Here is a 16,050-nt window from a genome sequence, read left to right as displayed (position 1 = left end):
AATCAAAGGCCGCTTTCGCGGCCTTTTCACTTACAGCTTCTCAACCGCCCACGCAATCCCGCTGGCGTACTCTTCCGGCAGCAGCGGCACCAGCGCATTCAGCGCCGCCACAAGGCGCGGCTGATCGCTATCGGTCAGATTCAAGTGCCCAACCTTACGGCCCGGACGCACTTCTTTGTCGTACCAGTGCAGATGCACCAGCGGCTGTTGCAGCCAGGCGACATTCACATCGGTGCCAATCAGATTCACCATCACCGACGGCGCAAACACCACCGGTTTTGGCAGCGCTAAACCGAGCACCGCACGCAGATGCAGTTCAAACTGGCTGATAGACGCGCCGTTCTGCGTCCAGTGACCGCTGTTGTGCACGCGAGGTGCCAGTTCGTTGATTAGCAAACCTTCTGGCGTAACAAAACACTCCATCGCCATCACGCCGACGTAGTTCAGCTCATGCATGATCGCACCGAGCATCGCTTCAGCCTGCTGCTGCTGCGCCGCATCCGCCTGCGGGAAAGCTACGCTGGTGCGCAGAATGCCGTCCTGATGCAGGTTATGCGTCAGCGGATAGAACACCGTGGTGCCATCCTGACCACGCGCGCCAACCAGCGACACTTCACCGCTGAAGTTGATGCCCTGCTCAACGATGCATTCGCCATAGCACTCATCCGGCAGCGCGTCGGTTTCATTGGCGCGTAAACGCCACTGACCACGGCCGTCATAACCGCCGGTGCGACGTTTCACAATCGCCAGCTCACCCAGCGAGTTGAACACCTGCGGCCATTCGCTTTTATCAACCAGCAGCTGCCACGGCGCGGTTGCCAGGTTTAGCTGGTCGAGCAGCTGTTTTTGCGTCAGGCGATCGGCCAGACGCGGGAAAATATCGCGGTTCACAAAAGCAGGATGGCTCGCCAGTTCGCGCGTTAACGCGGTTTCCGGCCAGCGTTCGATCTCTGCGGTGATCACGCTTTGGGCGATAGGCAGCGCTGAAGGTTCAGCATCCAGACCCACCGGGTAGACAGCGATGCCCAGCGGTTCACCCGCCTGGCGCAACATACGGCCTAACTGACCGTTGCCGAGTACGCAAACCGGTTTCATGCATCCCCCCGCGGATCTGGGTTGTTCAGCACTTCATCGGTCTGTGTTTGACGCCAGGTCGCGAGACGCGCGGCCAGATCTTTGTCATGCACTGCCAGAATCTGTGCCGCCAGCAGGGCAGCGTTGGCGGCACCGGCTTTACCAATTGCCAGCGTACCCACAGGAATACCACGTGGCATCTGCACGATAGAGTAGAGGCTATCGACACCGCTCAGTGCGGCGCTCTGTACCGGCACGCCCAGCACCGGCACCAGGGTTTTGGCGGCGATCATGCCCGGCAAATGCGCTGCACCGCCCGCACCGGCGATGATCACATGGAAACCGTTATCTGCGGCAGTTTCGGCAAAGCTGAACAGCTTATCTGGCGTACGGTGAGCAGAGACCACTTCAACGTGGAACGGAACATCCAGGCTGTTAAGAATTTCCTCGGCGAACTGCATGGTCGCCCAGTCACTTTTGGAACCCATGACGATGGCGATACGAGCCGGGGTGGCGTTGGATGACATGTGGTCAACTCCTGTGAATAGTCGAACGAACCTGGCCGGGCGGGCAGGTAAAGAAGGGCACAGAGAATAGCATGAGATGGCAGCAAGGAAAACGGTTGCGTAGGGCGAAAACGGGCAATGATGCCCGAAATTAGAAGGGGAATTCGATCAGCTGCACGCCATCGGCATCGACCTGAATCATCGAACCGTTTTCATGCCAGGCACCGAGCACCACGCGCTGCGCGCTTTCACCTTGCACGGATAGCTGATGCACAGCCGGACGATGGGTATGCCCGTGAATCAAAATCCGCACCTGCTGACGCGTCATCGCGGCTTCCACGGCCTGCGGATTAACATCCATGATGCTTAACGACTTATGCTGATTCGCGTTTTTGCTGTCCGCGCGCATACGTGCGGCGATGCGCATACGGATGCGTAGCGGCAGGGCAAGGAACAGGCGTTGCAGCCAGCGCTGATGCACCTTCGCGCGGAAGCGTTGATAGCCCTCATCATCGGTACACAAGGTATCGCCGTGCATAATCAGCACGCGTTGGCCGTAAAGCGTCAGCACCTGTTCTTCCGGCAGCAGCGTCATGCCGCTTGCGCGGGCAAAACGTTTACCGAGCAGGAAATCACGATTGCCATGGATGAAGAATTTCGGCACCGGCAGCGCTTTTAACGCGGCGGCAATTTGCTGATGCAGCGGATTGGGATCGTCATCGCCAATCCAGGCCTCGAACAGGTCGCCGAGAATGTAAAGCGCATCACACTGCTGCGCTTCACCCTGCAAAAAATGCAGAAAACCGGCAGTAATTGCCGGTTCTTCTGTGCACAGATGCAAATCTGCGATAAACAGCGTGCGCGACATTACTCGCTAACAGTCACTTTCTGGATGACAACGTCGTCAACCGGAACGTCCTGGTGCATGCCGCTGCGGCCAGTTTTCACCGCTTTGATTTTTTCTACCACGTCCATACCTTCAACCACTTCAGCGAACACGCAGTAACCCCAGCCCTGCAGGCTTTCGTCACGGAAGTTCAGGAAGTCGTTGTCTGCTACGTTGATGAAGAACTGGGCAGTCGCGGAGTGTGGCGCCTGAGTACGGGCCATCGCCAGCGTACCTTTGGTGTTCTTCAGGCCGTTGTTGGCTTCGTTACGAATATCTTCTTTGGTGTCTTTCTGCTTCATGCCAGGCTCAAAACCGCCGCCCTGGATCATGAAACCGTTGATAACACGGTGGAAAATGGTGTTGTCGTAGAAACCTTCACGGCAGTAGTCCAGGAAGTTTTTCACGGTAGCCGGCGCTTTGTCATCGAAGGTTTTGATTACGATGTCGCCATGGTTCGTCTGGAAAGTGACCATTATATTCGTCCTGTTACGGGTGTCGTCAGTATCAACTGCCACGCCTGCATAGCGGCGGGGCATTTTTGTAGACGCCTCTTATATCACAATTTCCGATGGCTCGTCAGTAAGGCAGCCACAGAAGCTAAGCGAGCGATGCACAACTGAGAAAAATACGGCACAATGTCGAGCTACGCTGGAAAGGCGTATCCCGCAAACGTAAATAACGGAATCGTTCAATGCTGAAGATCTATAACACCCTGAGCCGTCAGAAAGAGGAATTTAAACCGATCCACGCTGGTCAGATCGGCATGTATGTCTGTGGAATTACGGTTTACGACCTCTGTCATATCGGTCATGGGCGTACCTTCGTGGCATTTGATGTGGTGTCGCGTTATCTGCGCTATGTGGGCTATCAGCTCAAGTATGTGCGTAACATCACCGATATTGATGACAAGATCATCAAACGTGCAAACGAGAACGGCGAAAGCATCGAAACGCTGACCAACCGTATGATCGGCGAAATGCACAAAGATTTTGACGCGCTGGGCATTCTGCCGCCGGACCTGGAGCCACGCGCGACACGCCATATCCCAGAAATTATCGAAATGGTTGAGCGTTTGATCGAACGTAAGCACGCTTACGTGGCGGCGAACGGCGACGTGATGTTCGATGTGTTGAGTGATAAAGGTTATGGCGTGCTGTCACGTCAGGATCTGGATCAGCTGCAGGCGGGCGCGCGCGTCGAAATCACTGAAATCAAACGCAACCCGATGGATTTCGTGCTGTGGAAAATGTCCAAGCCGGATGAGCCGGCCTGGAATTCACCGTGGGGCAACGGTCGTCCGGGCTGGCACATCGAATGTTCAGCGATGAACTGCAAACAGCTGGGCTCGCATTTCGATATCCACGGCGGCGGATCGGATCTGATGTTCCCGCACCATGAAAATGAAGTGGCGCAGTCGACCTGTGCGCACGACGGCGATTACGTCAACTACTGGATGCACTCCGGCATGGTGATGATCGATCGCGAGAAGATGTCGAAATCACTTGGCAACTTCTTCACCGTGCGTGACGTCCTCAAGCATTACGATGCTGAAACCGTGCGCTACTTCCTGATGTCCGGGCACTATCGCAGCCAGCTTAACTACGGCGAAGACAACCTGAACCAGGCGCGTGCGGCGCTGGAGCGTCTCTACACCGCGCTGCGTCACACCGATGCCAACGCGACCGCAGCGGGCGGCGAAGAGTTTGAAGCCCGCTTCCGTACGGCGATGGATGACGACTTCAACACGCCAGAAGCTTACTCGGTGTTCTTCGATATGGCGCGTGAAGTCAATCGCCTGAAAACCGAAGACAGCGCGGCAGCCGATGCGCTGGCAGCAAAACTGCGTCAGTTAGCCAACGTGCTGGGAATCCTGCAGCAAGATCCAGAGCAGTTCCTGCAGAGTGGTGCGCAGGTGGATGATGAAGAAGTCGCGGAAATCGAGCATTGGGTGAAAACCCGTGCTGATGCGCGTGCAGCCAAAGACTGGGCGCAGGCGGATGTCGCGCGTGACAAACTGAATGAGCTGGGCGTGATTGTCGAAGATGGCCCGCAGGGTTCGAGCTGGCGTCGTAAATAAATCATCTGGTGCGCTGGCGGCAGATCGTAGGGGGCGCATTGATGCGCACCTGGATCTCAGCCTGTGATTGTAGGGTACGCATTAATGCGTACCAGGATTTCCCGGCCACAGAATGCAAAAAGGGGCGAACCGATGTTCGCCCCTTTTTATTGGACTGTTCGTTTAGGCGACAACGGTAATACGCTGTCCGGCAAACTCCACCGTCTGGCCTTGCACAATCTTGCAACGCTTACGCGTTTCAACCGCGCCATCCACGCGCACTTCGCCGTCAGCGATAAAGGCTTTCGCCTGCGCGCCGCTCTCCACCCAACCTTCCAGCTTCAGCAGGTCACACAGATCAACGTGGGCATGTTTACCTAAAGAGAACGTGGCCATTATGCCTCCTCTGCGTCGTGATACTCTTCACACGCGACTAATGTATTTTGAATCAGTGTTGCTACGGTCATCGGGCCAACGCCGCCCGGCACTGGCGTGATGTAAGACGCGCGCTCAGAGGCCGTCTCAAATTCCACATCGCCCACCACTTTGCCGTTTTCCAGGCGATTGATACCCACATCAATCACCACTGCGCCCGGTTTAATCCAGTCACCCGGAATAAAGCCCGGCTTACCAACCGCAACCACCAGCAGGTCCGCGTGCTCAACATGATGACGCAAATCTTTGGTGAAACGGTGCGTGACAGTGGTAGTGCAACCGGCCAACAGCAGTTCCATGCTCATCGGGCGTCCAACGATATTCGATGCGCCCACCACCACGGCGTTCAGGCCGTAAGTGTCGATGTTATAGCGCTCCAGCAGCGTCACGATACCGCGCGGCGTACAAGGGCGCAGCTTCGGTGCGCGCTGGCACAAGCGACCTACGTTGTAAGGATGGAAGCCATCAACGTCTTTGTCCGGCACGATGCGTTCCAGCACTTTGACATTATCGATGCCCGCTGGCAGCGGCAGCTGAACCAGAATCCCATCGATCTCGTTGTCATTGTTCAGCGTATCGATAAGTTCCAGCAGTTCGGCTTCGCTGGTGGTCGCAGGCAGATCGTATGAGCGGGAGATGAACCCCACTTCATCACACGCACGACGCTTGCTGGAGACATAGATTTGCGAAGCGGGGTTTTCACCCACCAGAACCACGGCTAAACCCGGTGCACGTTTACCGGCTGCTAAACGCTGCTGTACTTTTTCGGCAACCTCAGAGCGCACCTGCTGCGCAATCGTTTTACCGTCAATAATTTTTGCTGCCATCAGAGAGGAAATCCATCTGTAGAAAGTTGAATCGGGGAATGGCGCCTATTCTGTCAGAAGCGCGTGCGGCTGTCAGGTAGAGATTCGTTCGGGCAGGGCGTTTCGCGATTTTTTCGCAGTGACGGCAACCCGCCTTAGCGCGTATTATGCCCCTCAGGAAATTATGTGGATGCCGTGATGATTTGGTTAATACTCGCCACGCTGGCGGTGGTGTTTGTTGTAGGGTTTCAACTGCTGACGGCCGGTTCACGCCATGCCGCGCAAGGGCTGAGTAAAAGGCTGCAACTGCCGCCGGTGCATATCGAATCGATGCTGTCACTGATGGGTAAAGACGCGGCCAAAGAGTTCACCGATTACATCGCGGGCGACAACGAAACCCATCTGCAGAACGGCGCAGCGGTGATGCTGATCTGGCAGGTTCTGATTGTCGATGGCAGCGACGAGAACGCGGTGCGCTGGCATGGCATTTTGACCAAGGCTGGGTTTTCCGGGCTGATTTCGCGGCAGCAGCTGTTGCTGGCGTTAGGATTCTTAAGACAGCTGGAACCGGAGAGTGCCGAGTTGCACGCGTTGCGTGAACAGTACAATGCGCTGTTTACGCAGCAAGGGATTGAGCTGGAAGGGGAGTCCGGTGAGGCGAGTAACTTGGTGTCGATGAGTGAGTGGCGTAAGCGGCACTGAGGGTTGGGGGTTGGTGGGCATTGAGGACGGATGGCTCGACATAGGGAGCCTGCTGTTCGACATTCAGGACGAATTGCTCAATGATTCAACACTCTGGAGCCGCAGCACGGCAAAAACGTTGACGGCAGAGCGTGCAAACGTATAATCCGACGCAACCACTATGCGCCCTTAGCTCAGCTGGATAGAGCACCGGCCTTCTAAGCCGTAGGTCACAGGTTCGAATCCTGTAGGGCGTGCCATTTTTAAGTCAATTCTCTGCTAGTCAACCTACTTTCTTCTTTTCATTTTTTATATCAAAAAATAATTTCTTATAATAATCGGTTGTGGCGGGTTTTATCTGCTGTCCAAACTAATGGCGCGAACATTGGAATTCCTACTTTCACGATCCTGTTTAAAGATAAATGCTTTCTATCGACATTTGTGCTGATGTCTACTTAGTGCATCCCCATATTTGTTGTGGTGAACAACTGGCGCAAAAGACGGTTGTTGGGAATGTATTAACGGCTACTGTGCGAAAAGAGTATGAGCATTTATGCGACGGACTATAACCATGTCCGATATCATGAGCAGAGATTGTGTGTTGCATTCAAGGCTCTTAGCTGCGTAAAAAGTTTGAATGATATGCGCCGGTTCGAGTCTGGGCTTCGGAACCAACAGTATGTAAATAGACCGCAACTGAGGTTTTTTTTATTTATACATAAAATCCAGTCCCCGCAAGGCTTTTCACGTTTTTTCATTCAACCTAATTCAATCTACACAACTTACTGATGCGATTACAAATGCTGGTATATCCCGGTTCTATAATGTTTGTACCCACTCAGAACCCTTGAGAGGATACTCATCATGGCTCTGAGTGATGTGAAGGTTTGTACAGCCAAGCCTGAAGAAAAAGTCTATAAGCTTACCGATGGCGACTGCATGATGTTGTTGGTTCACCCTAACGGCTCGAAATACTGGCGATTTTGTTCTCGTTTTGGCGATAAGGAGAAAGATGCTGGCGTTGGGGAAATATCCTGAAGTGTCGTGGCACATGCTCGGGCAAGCAGGGATGTAGCCCATAAGCTGTTAGTTAACGGAGTTGATCCCAGTGAAAATAAGAAAGTCGTCAAGGTAGAACAATACCAGGAAGCGATAACATTTAAAGTGGTGGCCAGTTTTTGTTGACCACGACATTACTATCCGCGCAAACCCATGAGTGAGAATACGGTGAACAAGGCTTTACGAGTGATGGGGTATGACACGAAAACGGAAGTATGTGGGTATAGTTTCTGGATGATGGCGTGTAGTTCTTAGATTGAATATGGATTGTGATGGAGGGATGCAGTAAGTGTCAGATGAGTCATCAGGAGCGTAGCTCAGTGTGGGCGGCTTATACATAAGGCGGAGCACTTGGAAGAACGCAGACAGGTGCTGCCGTGGTAGCTGATTATTTTGCTGCGAAACGGGAGAAAGGAGTGAGTCCGTTTGATATTGGAAAAGTAACACCAAAATATTTTTACATCATGAATTTACAATATAAATGAGAATAATCATGCAGTTAATGATCCCATGATGCAGAGCGACAATGATATCTTGATAAAGTAGTACAGCGCTACTATTGCGTAAGTTCTATGTAACCTGTTAAAGTCTTCTCACTGACCTAGTACGACGCTACTACCTAGGATAAGAGAGGGAGTAAATAGCAGTTGCCGCTGCTAATTACCCGAAACAATCTAACCAAACCACTATTAGAGACCCTAACAAATTGAACGAGAAAAAATATCAATCCCTGCGTAAAAAGTCAATCAGTAAGGGGGGGGATATGGCTTGTATTGTCATGCTGATACACGCGCTTTCCTTTTCCTCATTGCAGATGGATTTAGATGTACATGTGGGGGATGTGAATTGGAAACACTCGATTGTGCTTAAAACTACTGGAGGAAAGGGAGAGTAATCTACCTAACTTACTTATGCATAAAATTGTTACATTAGAGAGTGTTGCTGAGACCCGCTTAGGGATGCCCTTTAAATCGGCAATACAAGATGCTGGTGAGCAAGGCTCCTGTTATCTTATCCAGACGAAAGATATTGGACTTGACGGCATTTTAGATCTTGGTGCTTTAACTTCTGTTATTCCTGAGGGTAATCCTGAGAAACATTATCTTTTCCCCCATGATATTTTATTACGTCTGAGGGGGCCTGTGTTTTCAGCTGGGATTATCGAAGGGAATCTAGGCAAACCAATCATTACGTCCAACCAATTAGCAGTGATTAGATGTAATGAAAATCTAATACTACCACATTATTTACATTGGTATATAAACTCTATTTCTGGAAGTAAACACATTCACAGTTTGAGTGAAGGTACTAATATTAGCAAAATTAATTCAAAAACGGTTTCAAAACTGAATATTAAACTTCCAACATTGGAAGAACAAGATAAGATTGGCTTGATAAATAGAAATTGGATTAAACAAAAAGTCACCTATAATTCGCTAATTCAGAATGGTGATGTACTATTCGATATTATATGTGAAGATATTATTAATAGGGGAGGTTTTGAAAATGAGTGAAATGATGGCAGTCCAGAAATCACTTTGGCTTGCTTGCGAAATATTTAGAGGGAAGGTTGACTCGTCTGCCTACAAAGATTATATATTTCCATTGTTGTTACTGAAATATATTTCTGACATGAAGAATGACTATGCGGAGAGTTTAATTAATGAAAGCAATTCTGAGCTGTTAGTAATCGTTTCTCGAGTACCAGAGGGTGCAAGTTTTTATAAAATATATCATGAGGCTAAGAATCATGGTGGCTATATTGGAGAGAGAATTGATGACTCGCTGAGATTAATTGATCAAGCTATTAACTCGGTTTGCCAAAGTAGAGGCGATTATTTATTTGAGTCTATAAAATTCGCTTCAGTTAACTTTGGTACAAGATCAGAAAGAGATCGAATGCTTTATGATTTACTCACTATTTTTGCACGTCCTGAATTGGATTTCAGTTATAGGCAAGATGGTGCTAATAAGATATATTTTGCTTGTAGTTATCTTTTTGAAAAGTTTTCATCTGATTCTAACGGCCGAAACTCAGAACTCTATACTCCAGAAGGTGTTTCATGGTTAATTGCAGAATTGCTGCAGCCAAAGCCGGGGGATAAAGTTTGTGATCCCATTTGCGGTTCAGGTTCTATTTTAATTGCATTCGGAGAAAAAATAAAAAAATCCTATGGAAGCAATGATTATCTATTGTTTGGCCAAGAGGTAAATAGATCAGGCTGGGCCTTGGCTAAAATAAATATGCTACTGCATAATGAGATGAATAGCAGAATAGAGTGGGGGGATGTTATTTCTAACCCGCAACTCCTAGATTCTGATAATAAATTGATGAAGTTTGATGTGGTTGCATCTAACCCTCCGTTAAATATTAGCGGTTGGAATCATGATGATTTAATATTTGATGTCTATGGACGTTTTAATTTAGGTATCCCTCCTCATGCTAAGGGTGATTATGCTTTTATTTTGCACATGATTTCAACGCTTAAGAATGCAACGGGAAGAATGGCCATACTTGTATCTCACGGAGTATTGTTCCGTGGAGGTCAAGAAGAGAACATAAGGAAAAAATTAGTTTATGAAGGATTATTGGATGCGGTAATAGGTCTACCAGATAGGCTTCTTCCTGGGACAGGCATACCAAGCGCCATTTTGATTTTTAGGAAAGATAGAAAGAGCTCCGATGTCTTGTTTATTGACGCATCTGATTTGGCTAAACCCTTAAAGGGGCGCAATTTAATAACAGATGAAATCATTGTAAAGGTATCAGAATGCTACTTTGAAAGAAGTAGTGTCGGCAATATTTCACATGTGGCTTCTTATGATGAAATACAAGAAAATGATTTTAATTTAAATATATCTCGGTATGTTAAGAAGCATGAGGAACAGGCTTTTATCGATCTTGACAGCTTACGTCAACAGCGTGAAGAACTACTGTCAACATTGCATGAATTAGAAAGAGAAATGAAAGGTTTTATTGATAATTGATGGAAATGGTTGATGCAATAGTATCAACCATTTTCTGATTACATTTCAATATCCCCAGTGGTTATAAGCCAAGGGCATCTTATTTAATTTAGCTCTGTGCTCGCGCCAGTTCGGTAGATACATGTTCATCAGTCCGATAAAGCGCTCGTTATGTTTACGTTCGTGTAAATGAACGAGTTCGTGAACCATAATGAATTCAAGGCATTCAGGAGGCTTTTTAACCAATTCGAGATTGATCCAAACCCGCGCAGATTGAGGGTTACAGCTACCCCATTTAGTTTTCATTCGCTTGATACCTACAAACCTGGCTTCAACCTTCAGTTCTAGCTGCCATTTTGCCATTAACTTAGGCAGTCTTTGTTTTAAAATACCGCGATACCATTGGTTGAGAACTGCTTCCCGTTGGGCTTTGTCGTAATGTGGAGGTACCTTCATGCGTATCCAACCACCCTGAAGTTTCACTTCAGCAGACTTATCTACCAAAACTACATCCAGCCGATATCCTCTTCCCCAGAGATAGTGGGTCTCGCCACTGCACATTTCACGCTCACTCTATCGAGGCTGTGCCTGAAATTGTGCTTGTTGCTGTCGAATCCATACAAGCCTTCTGACAACAGCCATCCTGATAGCTGTATCTGACAGTGAGACGGGGGCCGATACTCTTACTCGGCCATCCGGAGGAAGTACGCTGATATGCAAGTTTTTGATTGGCTTACGCTGCAAATCAAGAGCGAGCTCACCAAAGGTAACCGATGGCATCAACGATACTCCTTCTGTGCCTTCACCAGGGCCATTCAGGTTCGTGTAAAAGCTCAATTCTTAAACACTTGAGTCTGGTGCCATTCAACAAATTGCTCTGCAGGCCAGAAAATTTTATCCCGTGGCAAAAAAAGTTTTTCCCCATCACGCTGCCAGAAAAGCTGGTCAACCACCTGGCTTCGGTTTACTCCTCCGGAAATTCGGATGGTCATATGTTCATCTATTCCTATCGCTCCCATATCAAAAGCTGAATGGTGCAGGGAACACAGGGCTAGTCCATTATTCACTTCGCACGGCCCGCCATATTGCTTCCAGCGAATATGTGCCGCTTCCAGTCCTACAAGTGCGCCATCAAGTCGTAAGTCGTAGCCACAGATAGCGCAGCGTGAGTGATAGGCCCTTAATACAATCTCCCTGAAACGCGGATCGCGTGCTTTCATCAGCCTGGTAAAATCAAATCCAAGACGGTCTGCGATAAGTATCTGAAGGCTTTCTGGGAAACGCTCAGACATGATCTGAAGCGCCAGTTTATTGATCATTTCAGGTGCTTCCCGAAGGATCTGGAAGCTGCTTTCGTCAAAACCACCCGAAACGTGATTCTCAATCAGCTCACGTTTTGTTGGTTGAATATTGCCCTTGCGAGGTTTGCATCCTTCCGTATTTTCCAATGACCAGAATCCGTCGTTTCTCAAACGCCAAAAAGGCATATTTGGATAGTAGTCACGACGCTTAGGGCCGAAGTCAGCCAGCAATTTTATCAGCGGTTCGTGGATCTCTTGTCCGTAATCGAAGAGTCGGGAATGACCTTTCAGGTATTGAGATAGAACATAAAGCAACAGCAGGGGTTTATGCGGCGCACATTGATCGTCCTTGCGCCAGATAGCCACATTTGAAATTGCCGTTTGCAAAGCTTTACGTGAGATCATAGCCGAAGGTTAAGAGGTTCAAGTTGGTGCGATCATGCTCGCAAAGAAAATGTAATTCAATGATTGTCCATTAAAAATAGAGAGGTGGATACCGAGCATGGTTCTGTAGCTTAGTGAATGTATACTGTGGCGTTGACAGGAGTTACTCAATAAAACATCAGCGTTGCAGGTGCTGATGAGGAATAAAGGCATGTTAAAAACCAGTCGTCCCCAGATGATTATCAACGTGTTGCAAGCTAATCCCGGCAAGCAGTTCACTGCTCGCCAGCTGGCGCAAAAAATCATCGAAATTTATAAAGATGAGTTGTCTGAAAAACGCAAAAATACGCGCTTCGCCAGTGATGAGGACTTTCTGGATCAGATCACTGCGGAAGTCGGGGGAAGCCGAACAGTGAAAGCTAAAGCTATGTGCCCGCAAGTGATGACAAGGGATAAGCCTAGGCCAAGATTATACTACTGGGGCGAGGATCTTGTTGAGACTAATCAAATAATGCCACTCTCTGACATGACACCAGTACCTTCAGTACAAACAATGAGTTTTACTGAACATGCGCTTTATCCATTACTGATTGAGTATCTGTCGGAAGAAGAAGAGTTACTTTGTCGCCGTATCGATGAAAAGCGTTCGAGCAATAACAAAGGGCTGGGAGCAAATCATTGGCTTTATCCCGATATTGTTGCGCTGCAGCCTCTGGATAAAGGCTGGGATACAGTTGTACAAAACTGCGTTCGCCATAGCGAGGGCCGTTTGACCCGGTTATGGTCTTTTGAAGTAAAACGCCAGCTTAATCGAAGTAACGTGCGTGAGTGCTTCTTTCAGGCAGTGAGTAATTCAAGCTGGGCGCATTTTGGTTATCTCGTTGCTACAGAGATTAATGAAGATAAGCAGCGTGGAGTGGAACGGGAACTACAGATGCTTTGCGCGCTGCATGGTATTGGTGTGATCCTGCTGAACCCACAAGATCCGGGGAACAGCCAGACGCTCATCCCGGCACGTGAACGAACCAGTATCGACTGGCAATCAGTTAACCGATTGGTAGAAGAGAACTTTGATTTTAAGGAGTTTATCGATCTTGTGGCTGAGTATCACCAAACAGGTAAAGTACATAGAACTTTGTGGAATAAATAAACCAAATTGACCAGAATTCTAATAGCGACCCCAAATTTGCGAGATCGCTATTAGGTTTGAACTTCATGAATTGTTTTAAACATTCGCTCCCCTCAACACCCGCCACAGCTCCCCAACCGTCAAATCCCGCACCACCGCCCGCGGCTCCTTCTTCAACCACCCAATCAACCGACCCACCCCGAATAAATCCAGCCCCTCAGCAGTAAAAAGATACTCATTCTCCCCCAGCCTAAACGTTTCCTTAAACGATCTCCCCTCAGTCACAAACGAAACCCCAAACCGCTTCTCAGCCTCTTCCTGCAGCTCAACTCCATCGTCCCCTGCAATCCCCAAATCCGCTTCCAGCCGAGTCTCCTCGGTAATCACCGACTTAACATCCCCTGAGATCTCACGCACAAAATCAATCACCTGCTGCAATGTGGGTTCCACGCTCACCTCCCGATTCATTCTCCATCCCCCATTTTCAATCCCCAACCCCCGACGGCAAATCTTCCCGCAACGTCCCCAGCAAATACTCCACAAACACTCTCACCTTACTGTTCGTCATCTGCTTTGTCGCGAAGACTGCACTAATCGACATCGACCCCACCGCAAACTCCCTTAACACCGGCACCAACGCGCCAGAGGCCAAATCCGGTCCTGCAAGCCACGCCGGAAACTGAGTAATACCCATGCCAGCTAATGCAGCAGCACGTTGCTGTTCGCCGTCATTGCTCTGAAATCGTCCTTGAGGCATCAGCGTAAACGGTTTTCCATGCCCATCCAAAAACCGCCACGGATGCACACCGCGTCCGCCATTGAAGGCAATGCATTGATGTCCGCTTAACTCAGCAGGTGAGGTGGGTGCACCATGCTTCGCAAGGTATTCCGGGCTCGCGAGCGTGATCAGCGGACTTTCCGCCAGCTTGCGTTGTGTCAGCGCCGAATCTTGCAGTTCGCCGTGCCGGATGGCGACATCGATATTCTCTTCTATCAAATTCACATGCCGTTCAGAGACACGCAGTTCGATGTTAAGAGCCGGATGGCGTTCCAGCAGGGCGGGTAAGCGCGGCACGATATAGAAGCGACCAAACACCGGCGCGACGGAGATGCGTAGCGTGCCTGCCGCCTCATCCGCACCGAATTTTACGCGGGTTTCCAACTGCTCAAACTCATCGCGCAGGCGCAGTGCGCCGTCATAGAAGGCTTTGCCTGCCTCGGTTAAGGCGATGCCTCGGGATGATCGCTTCAGGAGTTGCTGTTTGAACTGGCCCTCCAGCGCGGCAACCTGTTTACTGACGGCAGACTGGCCGACGCCCGCTTCTTTGGCAGCGGTGGAAAAGCTGCCGCACTCTACTACGCGCAAAAACAGTCGGATGGCATCAAGTCGGTCCATATGAAGTCCAGTCTGGAATAGATGGTATTCCATTAAGCCAGCTAGTTGCCGAAATGGGAATGGCTTAACGTGGCTCCACACCCAAACACGTTGGATAACATCATGAACATGACCAGACATCCCTTAACCGCGCATGACCGTCAGCAGGTCGCACAATCGCTGGCTGAACTGCAGGAACATCGCAGTAACTTTACGGGTTCGATGCGTGAATACTATGACGCGATGTGCGCCCAAACGCCGCTGGCAGAAGGTGTGCGCATGGAACAAACCGATGCCTCGGGTTGGTGGCTGCATCCTCAGGCCACGCATAGCGAACGCGTGATCGTATTCATTCACGGTGGCGCTTATATGCTGGGGAGTGCGCAGGCGTATCGCGGCTTTGCCAGTCAACTGGCGGCCCGTACTGGCTACTCAACCTTTGTGCTGGACTATCCGTTGGCACCGGAACATCCTTTCCCGGCGGCACCGGAAAAGGTGGTTGAAGTGCTGGAAGGACTCATCAGCAGCGGGATCACGCAGATCACCCTGGTAGGGGATTCTGCGGGTGGGGCGTTGGCATTGGTGGCGCTGCAATATCCACATCTGGCAGCCAGCATCCGCTCGGTGGTGGTGTTTTCGCCCTGGACCGATCTGACGTTTAGCGGTGCATCGTTTAACGATCCAGAGATGAGCGATCCGATTTTCCAGCCCGCAATACTGCAGGATGCCGCCAAAGGCTATTTGCAGGGCCATGATGCGCAAGATCAACGTGCATCGCCGCTGTTCGCAAATCCTGCTGCATTGCCACCCTTGTTAATTCAGGTTGGGAGCGAGGAACTGCTGCTGGATGATGCTACTCGTCTGGCGAGCAAAGTCGCGAAATCAGGCGATGCGGTGCAACTGGATATTTATGATGGTATGCATCACGTGTTCCAGCGGGATAACCAGTTGGATGCCGCGTGTCATGCGTTGGATACAGCGGCGGCATTTATTCATCGCCATTAATTCGTGAGGGTCGACTCGGCCCTATAACACCACCCTTGTTAAAAGCTACTCGATTCGCTGTATTGGAACCTACCTACGTTTTGCGTCCGGTTGCCATTTGGGTACCGTCACTTCTCTTTGCTCATAGTAAGCAATCAGATGAAACTCGGCCCTTTCTGCTACGCAGAGGAGCTTCAGCAATTCTGCTCAGGCTAACAATGTTGGGGCAGGACAGGGCTGTAGTCCGCACAAAAATAAATAATTAATTGGATCTAATTTTTAGTGCATAAATTCGACTTAGATCAGATTTTCATACTGTTCACTTGATCGACTGTCACGCTAAGTAATAGTATCGCTGCCAGTGTGGTTATGAAGGTTAGCAGTGGATAAAGGCTATGGGAGTC

Annotated in this window: 15 protein-coding genes, 1 tRNA gene and 2 pseudogenes; 8 read left to right on the top strand and 10 right to left on the bottom strand. The window is 49.7% G+C overall.

Features of this window, described 5'->3' with window-relative positions:
- Window positions 1–30: 30 nt before the first annotated feature.
- From purK to ppiB, 4 genes are all read right to left on the bottom strand, one after another.
- Window positions 31–1,095: a 5-(carboxyamino)imidazole ribonucleotide synthase gene (purK, locus tag LK04_RS13685; protein ID WP_039330571.1), complete on the bottom strand. Its 1,065-nt coding sequence runs from the start codon at window positions 1,093–1,095 to the stop codon at window positions 31–33.
- Entirely contained in the window at window positions 1,092–1,601 is a 510-nt protein-coding gene (gene purE / locus LK04_RS13680; protein WP_039330570.1) for a 5-(carboxyamino)imidazole ribonucleotide mutase, read from the bottom strand. Before purE ends, purK begins: the two co-directional genes overlap by 4 nt.
- 130 nt (window positions 1,602–1,731) lie before the next feature.
- Window positions 1,732–2,448 carry a UDP-2,3-diacylglucosamine diphosphatase gene (gene lpxH / locus LK04_RS13675; RefSeq protein ID WP_039330569.1) on the bottom strand — a complete coding sequence of 239 codons (717 nt, stop codon included), beginning with the start codon at window positions 2,446–2,448 and terminating at the stop codon, window positions 1,732–1,734.
- Window positions 2,448–2,942: a peptidylprolyl isomerase B gene (gene ppiB, locus LK04_RS13670; protein WP_034828227.1), complete on the bottom strand. Its 495-nt coding sequence runs from the start codon at window positions 2,940–2,942 to the stop codon at window positions 2,448–2,450. The genes lpxH and ppiB overlap by 1 nt, the downstream gene beginning before the upstream one ends.
- Before the next feature lie 218 nt (window positions 2,943–3,160).
- Here ppiB and cysS point away from each other — a divergent pair, with 218 nt between their 5' ends.
- The gene (cysS, locus tag LK04_RS13665; protein WP_039330568.1) at window positions 3,161–4,546 is read left to right on the top strand and encodes a cysteine--tRNA ligase; all 1,386 of its coding nucleotides are present in this window, start codon (window positions 3,161–3,163) and stop codon (window positions 4,544–4,546) included.
- 162 nt (window positions 4,547–4,708) lie between these two features.
- Here cysS and ybcJ read toward each other — a convergent pair whose 3' ends face one another.
- On the bottom strand, window positions 4,709–4,921 hold the full coding sequence (gene ybcJ, locus LK04_RS13660; protein ID WP_039330567.1) for a ribosome-associated protein YbcJ: 213 nt from the start codon (window positions 4,919–4,921) through the stop codon (window positions 4,709–4,711).
- On the bottom strand, window positions 4,921–5,787 hold the full coding sequence (folD, locus tag LK04_RS13655) for a bifunctional methylenetetrahydrofolate dehydrogenase/methenyltetrahydrofolate cyclohydrolase FolD (RefSeq protein WP_039330566.1): 867 nt from the start codon (window positions 5,785–5,787) through the stop codon (window positions 4,921–4,923). Before folD ends, ybcJ begins: the two co-directional genes overlap by 1 nt.
- A 177-nt stretch (window positions 5,788–5,964) precedes the next feature.
- On the opposite strand from folD, the gene LK04_RS13650 reads away from it, so the two are divergent.
- From LK04_RS13650 to LK04_RS13635, 5 genes and pseudogenes are all read left to right on the top strand, one after another.
- The gene (locus LK04_RS13650) at window positions 5,965–6,468 is read left to right on the top strand and encodes a DUF1198 family protein (protein WP_039330597.1); all 504 of its coding nucleotides are present in this window, start codon (window positions 5,965–5,967) and stop codon (window positions 6,466–6,468) included.
- Between the two features lie 162 nt (window positions 6,469–6,630).
- Window positions 6,631–6,707: transfer RNA gene (locus LK04_RS13645), tRNA-Arg, on the top strand.
- Between the two features lie 604 nt (window positions 6,708–7,311).
- Window positions 7,312–7,620: pseudogene (locus LK04_RS20950) on the top strand (Arm DNA-binding domain-containing protein); the annotation flags it as partial.
- A gap of 797 nt (window positions 7,621–8,417) precedes the next feature.
- Window positions 8,418–9,020 carry a restriction endonuclease subunit S gene (locus LK04_RS13640; protein ID WP_039330564.1) on the top strand — a complete coding sequence of 201 codons (603 nt, stop codon included), beginning with the start codon at window positions 8,418–8,420 and terminating at the stop codon, window positions 9,018–9,020.
- Entirely contained in the window at window positions 9,013–10,494 is a 1,482-nt protein-coding gene (locus LK04_RS13635) for an N-6 DNA methylase (RefSeq protein WP_039330563.1), read from the top strand. The genes LK04_RS13640 and LK04_RS13635 overlap by 8 nt, the downstream gene beginning before the upstream one ends.
- Window positions 10,495–10,539: 45 nt before the next feature.
- On the opposite strand, the pseudogene LK04_RS13630 reads toward LK04_RS13635, so the two are convergent.
- Window positions 10,540–11,253 (bottom strand): annotated as a pseudogene (locus LK04_RS13630) (M48 family metallopeptidase).
- A 53-nt stretch (window positions 11,254–11,306) separates the two neighbouring features.
- On the bottom strand, window positions 11,307–12,179 hold the full coding sequence (locus tag LK04_RS13625) for a phosphorothioated DNA-binding restriction endonuclease (protein WP_039330562.1): 873 nt from the start codon (window positions 12,177–12,179) through the stop codon (window positions 11,307–11,309).
- 190 nt (window positions 12,180–12,369) lie between these two features.
- On the opposite strand from LK04_RS13625, the gene LK04_RS13620 reads away from it, so the two are divergent.
- Window positions 12,370–13,308, top strand: a complete 939-nt coding sequence (locus tag LK04_RS13620) for a COG2958 family protein (protein WP_039330561.1) — start codon at window positions 12,370–12,372, stop codon at window positions 13,306–13,308.
- Window positions 13,309–13,383: 75 nt separating this feature from the next.
- On the opposite strand, the gene LK04_RS13615 is transcribed toward LK04_RS13620, so the two are convergent.
- Window positions 13,384–13,737: a hypothetical protein gene (locus tag LK04_RS13615; protein WP_039330596.1), complete on the bottom strand. Its 354-nt coding sequence runs from the start codon at window positions 13,735–13,737 to the stop codon at window positions 13,384–13,386.
- Window positions 13,738–13,771: 34 nt separating this feature from the next.
- Window positions 13,772–14,683: a LysR family transcriptional regulator gene (locus LK04_RS13610; protein ID WP_039330560.1), complete on the bottom strand. Its 912-nt coding sequence runs from the start codon at window positions 14,681–14,683 to the stop codon at window positions 13,772–13,774.
- Between the two features lie 102 nt (window positions 14,684–14,785).
- Here LK04_RS13610 and LK04_RS13605 point away from each other — a divergent pair, with 102 nt between their 5' ends.
- Entirely contained in the window at window positions 14,786–15,667 is an 882-nt protein-coding gene (locus tag LK04_RS13605; protein ID WP_039330559.1) for an alpha/beta hydrolase, read from the top strand.
- Window positions 15,668–16,050 lie beyond the last annotated feature (383 nt).

Origin of the sequence: Pantoea vagans (assembly GCF_001506165.1) — a bacterium.
GTDB classification, from domain to species: Bacteria; Pseudomonadota; Gammaproteobacteria; order Enterobacterales; family Enterobacteriaceae; genus Pantoea; species Pantoea vagans_C.
Note: the sequence above shows the minus strand (reverse complement) of the source record. Positions and strands in the feature narration are given on the sequence as shown.